Annotated in this window: 16 protein-coding genes; 2 read left to right on the top strand and 14 right to left on the bottom strand. The window is 34.8% G+C overall.

Annotated features, from left to right (window positions below):
- Positions 1-32 precede the first annotated feature (32 nt).
- The 13 genes from RM51_RS01700 to RM51_RS01640 all read right to left on the bottom strand — a co-directional run bounded on the left by RM51_RS01700 (position 33) and on the right by RM51_RS01640 (position 10,233).
- A complete protein-coding gene (locus RM51_RS01700) occupies positions 33-728 on the bottom strand; it encodes a DUF6624 domain-containing protein (RefSeq protein ID WP_039364428.1) in 696 nt (231 codons plus the stop codon).
- 30 nt (positions 729-758) lie between these two features.
- Positions 759-1,172: a PaaI family thioesterase gene (locus RM51_RS01695; RefSeq protein WP_039364425.1), complete on the bottom strand. Its 414-nt coding sequence runs from the start codon at positions 1,170-1,172 to the stop codon at positions 759-761.
- 2 nt (positions 1,173-1,174) lie between these two features.
- Positions 1,175-1,489 (bottom strand): hypothetical protein, encoded by a 315-nt coding sequence (locus tag RM51_RS01690; protein WP_039364422.1) that lies wholly within the window; start codon positions 1,487-1,489, stop codon positions 1,175-1,177.
- 89 nt (positions 1,490-1,578) lie between these two features.
- The gene (locus tag RM51_RS01685) at positions 1,579-2,712 is read right to left on the bottom strand and encodes a 3-hydroxyacyl-CoA dehydrogenase NAD-binding domain-containing protein (protein ID WP_039364418.1); all 1,134 of its coding nucleotides are present in this window, start codon (positions 2,710-2,712) and stop codon (positions 1,579-1,581) included.
- A gap of 40 nt (positions 2,713-2,752) precedes the next feature.
- The gene (locus RM51_RS01680; protein ID WP_039364415.1) at positions 2,753-3,106 is read right to left on the bottom strand and encodes a four helix bundle protein; all 354 of its coding nucleotides are present in this window, start codon (positions 3,104-3,106) and stop codon (positions 2,753-2,755) included.
- Positions 3,107-3,141: 35 nt separating this feature from the next.
- Positions 3,142-3,942, bottom strand: coding sequence for an enoyl-CoA hydratase/isomerase family protein (locus RM51_RS01675; RefSeq protein WP_039364412.1), 801 nt, complete (start codon positions 3,940-3,942; stop codon positions 3,142-3,144).
- Positions 3,943-4,002: 60 nt separating this feature from the next.
- Positions 4,003-4,467, bottom strand: coding sequence for a 1,2-phenylacetyl-CoA epoxidase subunit PaaD (gene paaD / locus RM51_RS01670; protein WP_039364409.1), 465 nt, complete (start codon positions 4,465-4,467; stop codon positions 4,003-4,005).
- A gap of 97 nt (positions 4,468-4,564) precedes the next feature.
- Positions 4,565-5,314 carry a 1,2-phenylacetyl-CoA epoxidase subunit PaaC gene (gene paaC / locus RM51_RS01665; RefSeq protein WP_039364406.1) on the bottom strand — a complete coding sequence of 250 codons (750 nt, stop codon included), beginning with the start codon at positions 5,312-5,314 and terminating at the stop codon, positions 4,565-4,567.
- Positions 5,315-5,433: 119 nt separating this feature from the next.
- Positions 5,434-5,715: a 1,2-phenylacetyl-CoA epoxidase subunit PaaB gene (gene paaB / locus RM51_RS01660; RefSeq protein WP_039364405.1), complete on the bottom strand. Its 282-nt coding sequence runs from the start codon at positions 5,713-5,715 to the stop codon at positions 5,434-5,436.
- A 110-nt stretch (positions 5,716-5,825) separates the two neighbouring features.
- On the bottom strand, positions 5,826-6,764 hold the full coding sequence (gene paaA / locus RM51_RS01655; protein ID WP_039364400.1) for a 1,2-phenylacetyl-CoA epoxidase subunit PaaA: 939 nt from the start codon (positions 6,762-6,764) through the stop codon (positions 5,826-5,828).
- Positions 6,765-6,876: 112 nt separating this feature from the next.
- A complete protein-coding gene (locus tag RM51_RS01650; RefSeq protein WP_039364397.1) occupies positions 6,877-7,962 on the bottom strand; it encodes a 2Fe-2S iron-sulfur cluster-binding protein in 1,086 nt (361 codons plus the stop codon).
- Positions 7,963-9,279 carry a phenylacetate--CoA ligase family protein gene (locus RM51_RS01645; RefSeq protein WP_039364394.1) on the bottom strand — a complete coding sequence of 439 codons (1,317 nt, stop codon included), beginning with the start codon at positions 9,277-9,279 and terminating at the stop codon, positions 7,963-7,965.
- Positions 9,280-9,651: 372 nt separating this feature from the next.
- Complete coding sequence (locus tag RM51_RS01640; protein WP_039364391.1) at positions 9,652-10,233, bottom strand: TetR/AcrR family transcriptional regulator; 582 nt, start codon at positions 10,231-10,233, stop codon at positions 9,652-9,654.
- A 522-nt stretch (positions 10,234-10,755) separates the two neighbouring features.
- Between RM51_RS01640 and clpB the strand changes: the two genes are divergently transcribed.
- Positions 10,756-13,350: an ATP-dependent chaperone ClpB gene (clpB, locus tag RM51_RS01635; protein ID WP_039364389.1), complete on the top strand. Its 2,595-nt coding sequence runs from the start codon at positions 10,756-10,758 to the stop codon at positions 13,348-13,350.
- Between the two features lie 131 nt (positions 13,351-13,481).
- Here the strand turns inward: clpB and RM51_RS01630 are convergent, their stop codons facing one another.
- On the bottom strand, positions 13,482-14,186 hold the full coding sequence (locus RM51_RS01630; protein ID WP_039364387.1) for an FKBP-type peptidyl-prolyl cis-trans isomerase: 705 nt from the start codon (positions 14,184-14,186) through the stop codon (positions 13,482-13,484).
- 348 nt (positions 14,187-14,534) lie between these two features.
- Here RM51_RS01630 and RM51_RS01625 point away from each other — a divergent pair, with 348 nt between their 5' ends.
- A complete protein-coding gene (locus RM51_RS01625; RefSeq protein ID WP_039364384.1) occupies positions 14,535-14,978 on the top strand; it encodes a hypothetical protein in 444 nt (147 codons plus the stop codon).
- The last annotated feature ends 47 nt before the right edge of the window (positions 14,979-15,025 follow it).

Raw genomic sequence — 15,025 nt, 5'->3', positions numbered from 1 at the left:
ACAATTTAAAATTATCATACTCTCTTTTCTATTTATTTGTTTTTATTTCTTATTTCAAAAACCTGCTGTAAAGTATAAGTTTCGTACTTGAAGTCTTTTCCGAACATTCTTTGAGCATTTTCTTCAACGGTAGAATCAAATCCGGCCTCTTTTCTCCTTTTATTTACATTCTTAGGATCTTTCACAGGCCATACAAAATTGATGAAAAGTTGTTTTCCGTCTTTATCTTTTGTCATTTCTCCTTTCCCCTGTGTTCCGTAGATCTGTTCTTTATTTTCATTCATCAGATACCGGTCTTCCATCATCGCCACCCATGTAAAAGGAATTTCTTTCTTTTTCCCTGCTTCTTTAATAAGAGGCAGATATTTTCCAATTTTGGTTGAGTGTTGAATCACATACCATGCCGCCTGATTAGTTGGCTCTCCTACAAGCGTCTTTCCTGGATAGCCATACTTGGAAATAATGTTTTCAATTTTCTGCATATTCAGGCTGTCATGTTCTGCAACCAACTGCCAATTTTTCTTTTCAAACTCTTCTTTGTCGATATTCAAATCCTTCAGCAACTTCTCTCTTTTCTCCGGAGTTATTTCAGAATCAAAAAGCATTCTGTAGCCCTGATCGACTTTCATGATCTCATCGAGTTCTTTTTTCAGAGTTTCATTTACTTTCTGCTGAGCATTGATCAGAAAGGTCGAAAGCGTGAAAAGCAGTAAAAACATTTTTCTCATATTATGTACTTTGATGTTTGGTTAGTGTTTTTACAAATCGGTCACTTTTTTACCGATTTTATAAACTGTTCCTACAAATTTTGCAATCAGTTCCTCGTTTTGATTGGTAATTTTAATGTCATAAACAGCGGTTTTTCTTGTATCATTTACCAAAATGCTTTCTGCTTTGAAAATATCCCCTTCTTTTCCTGCCTTTGTAAAGTTGATGATACAATTCAATGCAACCGCAGCATCTCCGGAATTGTTGGACGAAAATGCCAATGCAGAATCTGCAAAAGCAAACGTAACGCCTCCGTGAACGGTTTTTAACCCATTCAGCATTTCTTTTTTGATGGGCATTTCCAGTAAACAATAATTTTCTTTGATTTCGATCATTTTAATATTCATCCATTGGGAAAAATAATCCTGATCGAACATATATTCTGCAACCTGTCTTGGATTCATTTTTAATTTATGCTTGTTATTTCTTCATACAATTCATCAACCAATTTGTCATAAATACTCATGGTTTTACCAAGAATTATCTGCTCGTACGTAAGATGTTCAGAATTTGATGGATTTTCAGATGGATAAGGTGCATTTAAATCAATACCATGCTCATTAGCCAATCTTTTGATCAGCCCACGATATTTGTCATTAAACTCTCCTAATAATTCAAGTTTTTCCTGATAGTCATCTATCATGGTAAGCTCCTGAACTATATATTCTTTTTCAATCATAAGCCTTGTTTCTAGTTCGGCTCTGAATGCATCTATATTCATACTATTAATTTGAAAATTAGATCAATTTGAGAATTTGAAAATGAAAAACCGTTGTAATTCATGTTCAACTTAACACATTTTCAAATTGTTTAATTTAGTTTACGTAATAGAGGGCTCTGTCTATATCTTTCTTCCTGATATTCTTCGTAAAGATTTTGAAGAGTTTCAGAGATTTTTGCATATCCGATCTCTTTTCCCCAAGCTAATAATCCTTTTGGATAATTTACTCCTTTTTGCATTGCCAATTCCAGATCTTCATCGTTGGCAACACCTAATCTTTTTGCTTCAACCGCTTCATTAATCAACATAGAAATAATTCTCAAGAAGATTTGTTGATAAAGTGCATCATTTTTCTCAGCAACTGGTTTTTCTGCTCCTTCAGCATAATCATAGAAACCTTTTCCTGTTTTTCTGCCGTGAAGTTTTGCTTCCGACATTCTTTGTTGAAGAAGCGACGGTTTATATTTCGGATCGTAGAAATATTCGTTGTACACTGTTTTGGTTACGGAGAAATTTACATCAACCCCAATAAGATCCATCAATTCAAAAGGTCCCATTTTAAAGTTCCCAATTGTCTTCATGGCTTCATCAACCTGTTCTACGGTTGCGATGTTCTCTTCAACAATCCTCAACCCTTCCCCATAGTAAGGACGGGCAATTCTGTTAACGATAAATCCTGGAATATCTTTAGCAATTACCGGAGTTTTCCCCCAATCTTTCATCAGGTTGTAGATTTTTTCCGCTAATGATTTTTCTGTTAATAATGATGGAATAACCTCTACTAAAGGCATCAATGGAGCCGGATTGAAAAAGTGAATTCCGATGAAACGCTCCGGTTTTTGTAATTCCGCACCCAGAGAGGTGATGGAAATGGATGATGTATTGGAACCAATAACACAGCTTTCTGAAACATGTTTCTCTAATTCTGTGAAAACTTTGGTTTTAATTTCTTTGTTTTCGATGATGGCTTCAATGATTAATTCACAATCTTTGAAATCCTTCAATTCTGTAGCAATGGAAATATTAGCTAAAATTTCAGTCATTTTTTCTGCCGAAATTTTTTGTTTATCAACCAATTTGGTCAATGTTTTTTCCAACCCTACAGTTGCCGTTTCTACTTGTTTTGCGTTGGCGTCATACACCCAAACTTTGCATCCGTTCGTTGCGGCTACTTGTGCAATGCCGATTCCCATTGTTCCGGCACCGATAATTCCTACATTCATATTTTAAATTTGAAAATTTGTGAATGAGTTAATTTGAAAATTATTTCCCCTTTGAACTTGAAATAATTTTAGACAGAATTAGTAGAATTTCTTTTAAATCTGATATTAATTTTTCATTAGGAGATTTCAAATGTGGAGACTTTAAACACAATAAAAGCCAATATTCTGTTTCATCAGCTTCTTTGGCTGCAATTTTCAATTTATGAATAAAATCTGCCTTACTTTCTGCATTTTGAGCTTCTCTCACATTTGCCCCAATTGAGGTTCCCGATTTAAAAATCTGATTTGCTAAAGGAAATCTGTTGGCTTTATATAATTCTTCAGAAAATTCAATAATGTTCAATGCAAAATCAAAAGTCTTATTTACAATAATATTTTCTTTGTCATTTCTCATTTTCAAATTCTCAAATTAACTCATTCTCAAATTAATTATCTTCCTTTATAATTAGGTTTTCTTTTTTGTAAAAAGGCGTTTACTCCTTCTATGAAATCTTCTGTTTCTGCAGCTTCCTGTTGTAAATCTCCTTCCAGCTCCAATTGCTCTTTCAATGTATTATTGTATGAGTGAGCAAATGCTTTTTTAGTCAATTTAATTGCGGCAGTCGGCATATTTGACATTTTTTCAAGAATTTCCATTGATTTTGGAAGGAAGTCTTCTTCATTAAAAACTTCTGCTACCAAACCATAAGATCTTGCTTCTTCAGCTGATAATTTTTTTCCTGTAAATGCTAAATAATTTGCCAATTGTCTTCCTAATAATTTTGGCAGGTAATACGTTCCTCCCGTATCAGGAATTAATCCAATATTTGAAAATGCCTGAGCAAAATATGATTTATCAACTGCTAAAACGAAATCAGAAATTAAAGCTAACATTGCTCCGGCTCCTACTGCAGGACCATTTACCAATGCTACCACAGGTTTTTTGCAACGAGTGATTTCTGTTACCAATGGATTGTAATAATCTGTTACAATTTTTCTGATAATGTTATTGTCATGATGCTCATTACCTTGTACAAAAGCATCATCCAAATTCTGACCGGAACAAAAAGCTCTTCCTCTTCCAGAAATTGCCACACATCTTACTGTGGGATCTTCACTACATTCTTTAACAAAATCTTTCAGATCTGATAAAGACGGCTTTGTAAGCGCGTTCATAGTTTCCTGCTGATTCAGGTAAGCAATTTTAAGTTTTCCGTCAAAATGCGTTTCAATGTCAATTTGTGTATACATATTATACTGGCTATTAATAGGTTAATATTAAAAATGATTGTTTTATAAAATTAATCATTTTTAATGACATTTAAAATAGTCAAAAGGCTCTAAACAATCTAAACACTGATAAGATGCCTTACATAAAGTAGATCCGAATCTACTGATCTGCTTCGTATGCTCAGAACCACAACGAGGACATTTTTTCGGTTTCCCGATATGATGTTCGTCCGCTCCTTTTTCGGGAGGTGTGATTCCGTAAGCACGAAGCTTTTCTCTCGCTTCATCTGTCAACCAATCTGTTGTCCAAATCGGAAACATTTTGGTGACAACTTTCGCTTCCCAACCGTTTTCCTTCATCATTTTGATGATGTCTACTTCAATGGTAAACATAGCAGGACAGGCAGAATAAGTAGGCGTAATGGTTACTTCACAAGAATTCTCGCTGGTAACTTTCGCTTCTCTTACAATACCCAACTCCACGATATTGATTACCGGAATTTCCGGGTCGGGAACGAGTTCTAATATTTCTAAAGGATCTTTCATTGATTAATTTGAGAATTAAAAAATTTGAAAATTTGAAAATGTAAAAGCAGTTCGCCATTTTCAAATTAGCACATTTTCAAATTAACTCATTAGCATTTTACCACGTACAACCAGGATACGCTCTCTGCATATACTGTAGTTCACAAAGGATGAACCCGAAATATTCTGTATGATATCCCGTTCTTGATTTAGGTTGCATAAAAGGATTCGTAGGATATTCTAATCCGAAACCTGCAAAATCTTTCTGTGTAATCGCAACAAATTCTTCATAAAGAGCATCTGTATTTGGAGCAATATTCAAAGCTACCAAATCGTCTTCTCCTTCTGTTTTTGCGAATAAGCCTTTGGTATATTCCCAAATATTTTCTATTGCTTTTTCTAAACGAGACTTACTTTCTTCCGTTCCCTGAGAGAAAATTTTCATCCAAGAAGCAGCGTGAGTATAGTGATATCTTACTTCTTTTAAAGATTTTTGAGCAATAGCAGAAAGCTCTTCGTTTGTAGAATTTGATAATGCTTCGTACATCAATTTCTGATACACTGCAAAAACATAGACTTTTAAAATCGTCTGAGCATAATCTTCATTCGGTAGTTCTGTCCAGTGTGCATTTACATATTCGTGTTCATATCTCAGAAATGCGATATCATCTTCACTTTTTCCGTTATCGATCACTCTTGAAGCGTAAACGTAAAAGTTATTCGCCTGACCAAGCTCATCCAACGCGATATTCGTTAATGCAATATCTTCCTCCAAATAAGGACCTTCACCGCACCACGCAGACAAACGCTGTCCCATAATGAAACTGTCGTCTGCTAGTTTTAATAAATAATTATATAATGGGTTCATTATTTTTTAATTTGAAAATTAGGCAATTTGAAAATTTGAGAATTAGGCAATTTGAAAATTAATACACCGTATTGGCATTTTCAAATTAGCACATTAACTCATTTTCAAATTGAATTAATCTACATATTTTTTACGTCGTTTGGAATGTCGTAGAACGTCGGATGACGGTACAATTTATCATCAGCCGGATCGAAGAATGCTTCTTTATCTACTCCTTCCGAAGTCACGATATATTTACTTGGAACCACCCAAACAGAGGTTCCTTCTTTTCTTCTTGTATAAACGTCTCTTGCATTCTGCAAAGCCATTTCAGCTGTTGGTGCCTGTACAATTCCAACGTGTTTGTGAGATAATCCCGGTTTAGTCTGAATAAACACTTCCCACATATCTAAATTTGCCATATTTTAATTTGAAAATTTGAGAATTAGACAATTTGAGAATTTGGCAATTTGAAAATAATACACAGTAATGGCATTTTCAAATTATCACATTTTCAAATTAACTCATTATTTTATATTACTTCTTTTTGTTGTTTTTCTGCAAAAGCTGCTGCCGCTTCTTTTACCCAAGAATTTTCTCTTTGAGCTTTTCTTTTGGTTTCGATACGCTTTTTGTTGGCAGGACCGTTTCCTTTTAAGATTTCCATGAACTCATCCCAAGGAAGTTCTCCGAAATCATAGTGCTGTCTTTCTTCATTCCATTTCAGATCTTTATCCGGAACGGTTAATCCTAAGAATTCAGCCTGAGAAACAGTAACATCGATAAATCTCTGACGAAGACTGTCATTACTTTCTCTTTTCACTCTGTAGTTCATAGAGATTTTAGAGTTTGGCGAGCTGTCATCATTTGGACCAAACATCATCAAAGCCGGCCACCAGAAACGGTTTAACGAAGCTTGAGCCATTTCTTTCTGTTGTTTTGTACCACGACAAAGTGCCATCAAAATTTCGTAACCTTGTCTTTGGTGGAAAGATTCTTCTTTACAGATTTTCACCATCGCTCTTGAATAAGGCCCGTAAGAATTCCCCATCAACATTACCTGATTCATGATTGCCGCACCATCAACCAACCAACCGATTGCGCCGATATCTGCCCAACTTAGAGTTGGGTAATTGAAGATACTTGAATATTTTGCTTTTCCTTCCAACATATCGTCGTAAGTCGCATCTCTATCCGCTCTGATGGTTCCGTTTCCTAACGTTTCCGTTGCAGAATAAAGGTATAAACCATGACCTGCTTCATCCTGAACTTTAGCTAAAAGAGCCATTTTTCGTCTCAATGAAGGTGCTCTGGAAATCCAGTTCGCTTCCGGCAACATCCCAACAATCTCAGAATGTGCGTGCTGTGAAATCTGACGAACCAATAGCTTTCTGTAATCATCCGGCATTACATCTTTTGGTTCTACTTTATTTTCGTCGTGTACGTACTGTACAAATTTTTCTAAATCCATCTTTTTAAATTTGAAAATTTGAGAATTAGTTAATTTGAAAATTAATCTGTGAACTTGAAAATAAGCAGTTACCCATTTTCAAATTTCAAAATTAGCACATTTTCAAATTGTCTTAAACATCATAATTAAGCATCACCACATTCGTTGTCGGGTGACATTGACAAGTAAGAACGAAGCCTCTGGCTACTTCTTCTTCGGTAAGCGCATAGTTTTTTTCCATGAAAACTTCACCTTCTAAAACCTCGGCTTTACACGTACAACAAACTCCTCCTTTACATGCGAAAGGCACAGGAAGATTGTCTTTCAATGCTTTATCTAAGATACTCTCTTTTTTTGAATTCAAGTGGAACGAATATTCATCATCATCAATGATTACTGTTACCATACTTTCGATGTTGGCAATGGCTTTAAATTCATCACTCATCTCCTCCGTATTTTCTTCGTCAGGAGCCGTGAAGTATTCAAATAAAACCTGAATTGCCGGTACTTTTTTATCTTTCTTTAGATAGTCTGCAATCCCTTTGATCATTTCCGAAGGTCCGCAAATAAAGAATGTAGATTCTTTAACATCGATATCTGCATATCTTTCGAACAACTGATCTAATTTTTCAGGAGAAATTCTTCCTTCAAAAATCGGATCTTCATGCTGTTCACGGCTTACCAAATAAACAACTTTCAGTCTTCCGTTGAACTGCTCAACCAATTTATCGATTTCAGCCTTTTTCATTACATGATTCATGCTTCTGTTGCTGTAAAACAAATAAGCATTTGAATTTGGTTCCTGATAAAGACTTTCTTTAATATTTGACAATACCGGAGAAATTCCGCTTCCTGCTGCCAAACCGATATACGTTTTTACGTTTGTCGGGTGGTAAGAGGTATTAAAACCACCCATTGGAGGCATTACTTCAAGAATTTCATCCATATGAAGATGCTCGTTGAAATACCCGGAAACCTTTCCGTTTTCTAACAATTTCACCAATACTTCCAGCGTGTTGCTTTTTTCACTTGGTGCATTGCAGATAGAATAAGAACGTCTCTCTTCGTTTCCGTTGATCATCATTCGGAAATTAAGATACTGCCCCTGCTTGAACCTGAATTTATCTTTCAGCTCTTCAGGAATTTCAACGGCTACATTTACTGCATCGCTGGTATCTTTCTGAACTTTTACAGTTTTAAGTTTATAAAATGAATTCATTTATTTTTTAAGTATTCTGTTAATTTTTCCGCCTTCACATTTCGGAAGACTGTCTTGAGCATGAATTTTCACTTTTGTAGTGATTCCTACCCTTTTTTTAATTTCGTTTTCGATGTTTTTTCCAAAGTTTCCGACAAAAATAGCATAATCATCGGTATTTTGATTTAAATTTTTTGAAGCTATCAATTCATCATCTATTTCAACATCAATATCCAGCGCAACACACATCTGTTCTTTTTCAATCGGTGTTAAATAATAGTTTGGAACCACTCCTTCCACATGAGAAAACGCTTCTTCAATCTGACTTGGATACACATTCACTCCTCTTACAATCAGCATATCATCGGCTCTTCCAAGAATGGGTCTCATTTTCACCATGGTTCTCTTGGCATTTTCGTCGTAATAAAGACTTGTAATATCATTTGTCCAATAACGTAAAAGCGGCATTGCTTTTTTCGTTAATGTTGTAATCACCAAAACACCTTCTTCTCCAAAAGGAACCGGTTCTTTGGTAATCGGATCTAAAATTTCTGGATAAAAGTGATCTTCCCAAATGTAAGCTCCTCCTTTTTCCTCAAAATCTTCCATCGAAACACCTGGTCCGATAATTTCACTCAACCCATAAATATTGGTAGCGTGAACTCCTAATCTTTCTTCAATATGTTCTCTGATAATTTCTGTCCATGGTTCAGAACCTAAAACAGCATATTTTAAACTGATTTCATCTGCAGAAACTCCACGTTTTGCAAATTCATCAGCTATTGTTAGTGCATAAGAAGGAGAACAGCAAATTACTTCCGGTTTAAAATCCATAATTAAATCGACCTGTCTCGCTGTCATTCCTCCTGAAATCGGGAGAACGCTCATTCCTAATTTTTCGGCTCCGTAATGAAGTCCAAGTCCACCCGTAAAAATTCCGTAACCGTAAGCGTTGTGCAACTGCATTCCCGGTTTTGCTCCCGCAGCATTCAAAGATCTTGCTACTACTTCACTGAATAAATCAACATCTTCTTTTGTATATCCAACAACTGTCGGTTTTCCTGTAGTTCCGCTTGAACAGTGAATTCTTTGCAATTCATTCTTTGGAACGGTAAATAATCCGAACGGATAATTATCTCTCAAATCCTGTTTGTAAGTAATCGGAAGTTTCGTAATATCCTCAATCGACCTTATATCTTGTAGAGATATTCCTGATTCATTAAATTTTCTTTTATAAAATTCCGACTTCTCTCCAAGATAGTCTACCAATTTAGCCAATCGCTCAGATTGAAGCCCTCTCAATTGGTCGAGCTTTAAATATTCAACTGAAAAATCCATACCTTTAACTAACTAACATTTGTTAGGTAAAATTAAAAAGATTTTGGAAGTTGACAAAGATTTTTATGATTTTTATCATATTTTGAATGATTCTAAATAACTAGGATAAAGGTTGAGATTAAGATTCAGGTTGGTTTTATACTGGTTTCATTATTCTAAACAAAGTAGAGTAAAGAATTTACTTTTAACATCTTAAATATAGATTTCTCCACCGCCGAAATAATAATTTGATGCATAGTAACTAACCACAAAGTTTGTCATTCAGAGCGAAACGAAGTGAAGCATGGAATCTAAACAAAATTTTTGTTGTAGTTGTCGAGATTCCTACGGAATGACAAATGCTCTGGAAATCTTTGTTTTGAATAAGATAAATTAACTATTCTTCTGATTTCCCAACAATCCAAAAAGGATTTTATCTCTTATTTCATCTGTAATTTCAGAACCAGATTCAATGTTTCGTTTAAACCAGAAATAAGAATTGTTTAGGGTATGAAGAATAAATCTTGTTGTAAAAGCCGAAGATTTAAGTTCCCAGTTTTCAGCGTTGTAAATTTCAGAAATTAAGTTTTCAACTTCCTGCTGATAATTTTTTCTTAGTTCTACAAACTCGGGTAATCTTTCTTCCAAATGTTTCCATTCATTGGAGTAAATATGAGTAACATCACGGTTTTTCAAAACAACCGATAAATGCTTATCAATAAAGAGATTCAGTTTTTCTTTAGGTGGAATGTTGGTATTTTTTACTTCTTGAAGCTCATCAAAAAACTCTTGGGCTATTCCAAAACAAATCCATTCCAGAATTTCTTCTTTTGAACGAATATGCGCATATAAAGATGCAGCCTTAATATTAAGTTTTGTTGCCAAATCCCTCACAGAACTGCCCATATAGCCTTTTTCTTTAAAAAGTTCTACAGCAACGTCTAATATTTTCTTTTGTTTTTCTTTAAGCTCCATCTGGTAAAACGCAAAAGTAATTATTTTGATTTTAATATCTTGATTTTGAAGGGATGATTTTTACTATTAATGGGAACTCACTTTAATACTTCTTTTTAAACCACCCCGTCAAAAATTCTTTGAATTTTCGCCACCCCTCCAAAGGAGGGGAATCTTAATCTCATTAACAAATCGCTATGAATTAAGAGAGATTTTGCCTTATCATAGCTTTATAATTTAACTCAAAACTGACTGTTCTACCGATAATTTTTATTCAAAACTCAAAGAATCGGAAAAAATGTCTTTTCAACATTCATTAAAAATACACAATTCGGAAATTTTGTCCAATATTTTTAAAAATTCAACAATTGAACACTTTTTGCGATAACGTAACCGAATTAAATGATTAAATAAGATTGAGGACATCAGAAATTAGAAAATCGGATCAAAAAATTAACATTCATTTGACTCTTATGGTCTGAAATCTGATGTCTACAATCTAATAATGAAAACTAAAAAGTAAAGAATCAAAAATATACAAATATGAACTTAAACCAATATACAGTAAAATCACAAGAGGCCATTCAAGCAGCACAACAAGTGGCAATGGAATTTGGCAACCAACAAATTGAACCTCAACATTTATTGGAAGGAATTTTCCAGGTAGATGAAAATATATCGCCTTTCTTATTGAAAAAATCTGAAGCAGATGCTACTTTGGTAAGAGAGCGCAATCGTGAAAATTTAGAAAAACTTCCGAAAGTACAGGGAGGAAATATTTATCTATCACAATCAGCAAACAAAGTTTTGCTTGATGCTCCCAACATCGCTAAAAAAATGGGTGACGAATTCGTAACCATCGAACATTTATGGCTTTCATTATTGGAAACCAATTCAGAGGTTTCGAAGATGCTGAAAGATATGGGCGTTACGAAAAACCTTTTAGAAGGTGGAATTAAAGAATTAAGAAAAGGAAGCAAAGCTACTTCTGCAAGTTCAGAAGAGACGTATCAATCCTTAAATAAATATGCTAAAAACTTCAATGAATTAGCCGCGGAAGGGAAACTTGACCCTGTAATCGGACGTGATGAAGAAATCAGAAGGGTTTTACAAATTCTTTCGAGAAGAACAAAAAACAACCCGATCTTAATTGGAGAACCCGGAGTTGGTAAAACCGCGATCGCTGAAGGAATTGCCCACAGAATTATCAGTGGAGATATTCCAGAAAATCTGATGGATAAAACTTTGTATTCATTAGACATGGGAGCTTTGATCGCCGGTGCAAAATATAAGGGTGAGTTTGAAGAGCGTTTAAAATCTGTGGTAAATGAAGTGATTAAATCAGACGGACAAATTATTCTTTTCATCGACGAAATCCACACATTGGTTGGAGCCGGAGGTGGTGAAGGAGCAATGGATGCTGCAAACATTTTGAAACCTGCTTTAGCAAGAGGAGAATTAAGAGCGATCGGTGCAACCACTTTGAATGAATATCAAAAATATTTTGAAAAAGACAAAGCGTTGGAAAGACGTTTCCAGAAAGTAATGGTGGAAGAACCGGATACTGAATCGGCAATCTCCATTCTTCGTGGAATTAAAGATAAATATGAAGCTCATCACAAAGTAAGAATTAAAGATGAAGCAATTATTGCTGCGGTAGAAATGTCTCAACGATACATTTCAGACCGATTTTTACCAGACAAAGCAATTGATTTAATTGATGAAGCTTCTGCTAAGTTGAGAATGGAAATCAATTCAAAACCTGAAGAGCTTGACGTTCTGGACAGAAGGTTGATGCAGATGGAAATTGAATTGGCAGCGATTTCAAGAGAAGGAAATCAAACGAAAATTGACCATTTAAAAGAAGATATTTCGAAAATTTCTGAGGAAAGAAATGAAATTAATGCTAAATGGCTGAAAGAAAAACAAAAATCTGAGGATTTAACGCAGATTAAAAAAGATATAGAATCTCTGAAACTGGAAGCAGAAAGAGCTTCAAGAGCAGGAGATTATGCAAAAGTTGCTGAAATTCAGTACGGAAAAATAAAAGAGAAAGAAGATGCTTTGCAGAAACTGGAACTGGAGATGCAAAATCATCAGAATGAACTCATAAAAGAAGAAGTAACTTCTGATAATATCTCTGAAGTGATTGCAAAATGGACAGGAATTCCTGTTACGAAACTATTGCAATCCGAAAGAGAAAAATTATTAAGTCTTGAAACTGAACTTCATCACAGAGTTGTAGGACAAGACGAGGCGATTACTGCTGTTGCAGACGCAATTAGAAGAAACAGAGCAGGATTAAGTGACGATAAAAAACCAATCGGTTCGTTTTTATTCTTGGGAACAACCGGAGTCGGAAAAACTGAGCTAGCAAAAGCATTAGCAGAGTTTTTATTCGATGACGAAAACAATATGACGAGAATTGATATGAGTGAATATCAGGAGCGTCATTCAGTTTCGAGATTGGTTGGTGCGCCTCCTGGATACGTAGGATATGATGAAGGAGGTCAGTTGACAGAAGCCGTGAGAAGAAGACCTTATTCTGTAGTGCTTTTGGATGAAATTGAAAAAGCACATCCGGATGTTTTCAACACCTTATTACAGGTTTTGGATGACGGTCGTTTGACAGATAACAAAGGTAGAGTTGTGAATTTCAAAAACTCGATTATCATTATGACCTCGAATTTAGGCTCACACCTGATTCAGGAGAATTTTGAAAACATTACGGATGAAAATCAGGATGAAATTGTTGATAAAACAAAGGATGAAGTCTTTGATCTATTGAAACAGACATTACGCCCTGAATTCTTAAACAGAATTGATGAAATTGTACTGTTCCAGCCTTTAAGAAAAAAAGAAATCGGAAAAATTGTTACGTATCAGTTGAGAGGATTCAATGAGATGTTAGCAAAACGCAATATCATCATGACCGCAACTCAGGATGCTGTAGATTATCTGATGAATAAAGGGTATGATCCTGCTTTCGGAGCAAGACCATTGAAGAGAGTGATTCAACAGGAAGTTCTCAATAAATTATCTCGAGAAATCCTTGCAGGAACGGTGAATGATGGTGACAGAATCACTTTAGATTATTTCGAGGAAACAGGTTTGGTTTTCAGACCTGCTGAACAATAAGTAGTTTTTTTCATATATATTATTTTTGAAGAATTTCCGCAGACAAAAAATCTGCGGAAATTCTATTTTTAATACATCAGCTATAAGATAAGCAAACCCTATTGTCACCCACCTTACAATCAATAATGTCTCTATTTTATATTCACTAATTCTACATCAAAAATGATGGTAGCGCCTGCAGGAATTGCCGGTCCGGCACCGTTATCTCCATAAGCCAAATCTGAAGGAATATAAAATCTGTATTTAGATCCTTTGCTCATGAGTTGGATACCTTCTGTCCATCCTTTGATTACTGCGCCCAGATTAATATCCATTGGTTCGCCTCCATTTTTGTCAGTAGAGTCGAAAACAGTTCCATCCAGAAGCTTTCCAGTATATTTTACCTGTACAACATCTGACGCTTTTGGTTGTATTTTACCATCACCTTCCTGCAACACTTCATATTGTAAACCTGAAGCTGTGGTATTTACTTTAGGATTACTTTTATTTTTTGTAAGAAACTCCAGACCTTTTTTCTTATTTTCATCTGCTTGTACCCCTGCTGCAGCTTGCTTTTTTTCATGTTGCTTCTGCATAAACTCCTGCATAAAGGCATCCATTTCTTCAGCCGGCATCAGCTTTTTTCCTCCATCCATTTCTTCTTTAATAGCCTGAGCCAAAAGATCTGCATCTACTTTGAAGCCTTCTTGTTTCATGTTTTTAGCAATACTTAAACCTATATAATAAGACGCTTTCTGATCATCTGTATATTTGCTGTCGTCTTGTTTGTCATCTTTATGAGCACATGAAATACTAAATGTTGCTATGCAAAATAATGCGATAGTCTGTCTTTTCATTTTATAATTTTTTTATGTTTAACTGATTAAATAATCGCTTGCAAATCTATCATTTATTACAGAATTTTTCCTCGTATAAATTTTTCAAATTATCATATAGGCTGTAATTCATTGAAAATCCATCATTCATATTTTTATATTTTATTTTTTTCTGATATCAAATTTTAGAAATTTTGTAAGAAGTGCTGTAGATCTGGTCTGCAGAACTTATTTTTTATGATAAGTCATATCCAATCTATCCAATAAACGCAATCCGTAAAAACACGGATTTTTAATTCGGGAAAAAACCATGTCGCATTACATTTTTTTTTCAGAGATTTGTACCTATCATTTATAAACACTAATAAAATGGAATCTTTAAACGCTAAAATATCATCCGAAATCATCCAAAATCTGGTTGATAACTATCGTTCAAACCAACTAAAATATATCAACGAGAATCTAGGAACTGATGATGCCCATTCGATTTGGTTTGATTTTGTAACGCTAAAAAAATTTATTACAGAGATCGAAGAAGCTGCTCAGAGTCTTGACAGTTCAATTTCTGAAGAAGATTTAGGTGTACGTTTTTATTATGCGGCATATCCTGAAGTTCCCCAAGAACCAATACCGCAGAGTTTTTCAAAAAAACATACATTAGTGATGGTTCCGACAAAAAAAGTAGATGGTTTGAATTATGACTTTAATCCTTTCGAAGAAGAAAATGCTTTGGCAATAACCGGAAGAATGGCTTTAGCACAAAACCACGGCGATCTAGTTCCACCAGGTCCAACAAATGTTGAGTCTTTTTAATTGATTTTTTAATGACCGATTTCCAGATATTCATCCAACACTGTATG

Origin of the sequence: Chryseobacterium taiwanense (genome assembly GCF_000813825.1) — a bacterium.
In the GTDB taxonomy this organism is placed as follows: domain Bacteria; phylum Bacteroidota; class Bacteroidia; order Flavobacteriales; family Weeksellaceae; genus Chryseobacterium; species Chryseobacterium taiwanense.
The sequence above is the reverse complement of the archived record's forward strand: the minus strand, read 5'-3'. Positions and strand labels throughout refer to the sequence as shown.

Excerpts from the sequence above, each read along its gene's own strand:
- paaC (WP_039364406.1), bottom strand. The coding sequence starts at position 5,314 with ATGAACCCATTATATAATTATTTATTAAAACTAGCAGACGACAGTTTC.
- RM51_RS01700 (WP_039364428.1), bottom strand. The coding sequence starts at position 728 with ATGAGAAAAATGTTTTTACTGCTTTTCACGCTTTCGACCTTTCTGATC.
- RM51_RS01650 (WP_039364397.1), bottom strand. The coding sequence starts at position 7,962 with ATGAATTCATTTTATAAACTTAAAACTGTAAAAGTTCAGAAAGATACC.
- RM51_RS01675 (WP_039364412.1), bottom strand. The coding sequence starts at position 3,942 with ATGTATACACAAATTGACATTGAAACGCATTTTGACGGAAAACTTAAA.
- RM51_RS01645 (WP_039364394.1), bottom strand. The coding sequence starts at position 9,279 with ATGGATTTTTCAGTTGAATATTTAAAGCTCGACCAATTGAGAGGGCTT.
- RM51_RS01680 (WP_039364415.1), bottom strand. The coding sequence starts at position 3,106 with ATGAGAAATGACAAAGAAAATATTATTGTAAATAAGACTTTTGATTTT.
- paaB (WP_039364405.1), bottom strand. The coding sequence starts at position 5,715 with ATGGCAAATTTAGATATGTGGGAAGTGTTTATTCAGACTAAACCGGGA.
- RM51_RS01685 (WP_039364418.1), bottom strand. The coding sequence starts at position 2,712 with ATGAATGTAGGAATTATCGGTGCCGGAACAATGGGAATCGGCATTGCA.
- clpB (WP_039364389.1), top strand. The coding sequence starts at position 10,756 with ATGAACTTAAACCAATATACAGTAAAATCACAAGAGGCCATTCAAGCA.
- paaD (WP_039364409.1), bottom strand. The coding sequence starts at position 4,467 with ATGAAAGATCCTTTAGAAATATTAGAACTCGTTCCCGACCCGGAAATT.
- RM51_RS01625 (WP_039364384.1), top strand. The coding sequence starts at position 14,535 with ATGGAATCTTTAAACGCTAAAATATCATCCGAAATCATCCAAAATCTG.
- paaA (WP_039364400.1), bottom strand. The coding sequence starts at position 6,764 with ATGGATTTAGAAAAATTTGTACAGTACGTACACGACGAAAATAAAGTA.
- RM51_RS01695 (WP_039364425.1), bottom strand. The coding sequence starts at position 1,172 with ATGAATCCAAGACAGGTTGCAGAATATATGTTCGATCAGGATTATTTT.
- RM51_RS01630 (WP_039364387.1), bottom strand. The coding sequence starts at position 14,186 with ATGAAAAGACAGACTATCGCATTATTTTGCATAGCAACATTTAGTATT.
- RM51_RS01640 (WP_039364391.1), bottom strand. The coding sequence starts at position 10,233 with ATGGAGCTTAAAGAAAAACAAAAGAAAATATTAGACGTTGCTGTAGAA.
- RM51_RS01690 (WP_039364422.1), bottom strand. The coding sequence starts at position 1,489 with ATGAATATAGATGCATTCAGAGCCGAACTAGAAACAAGGCTTATGATT.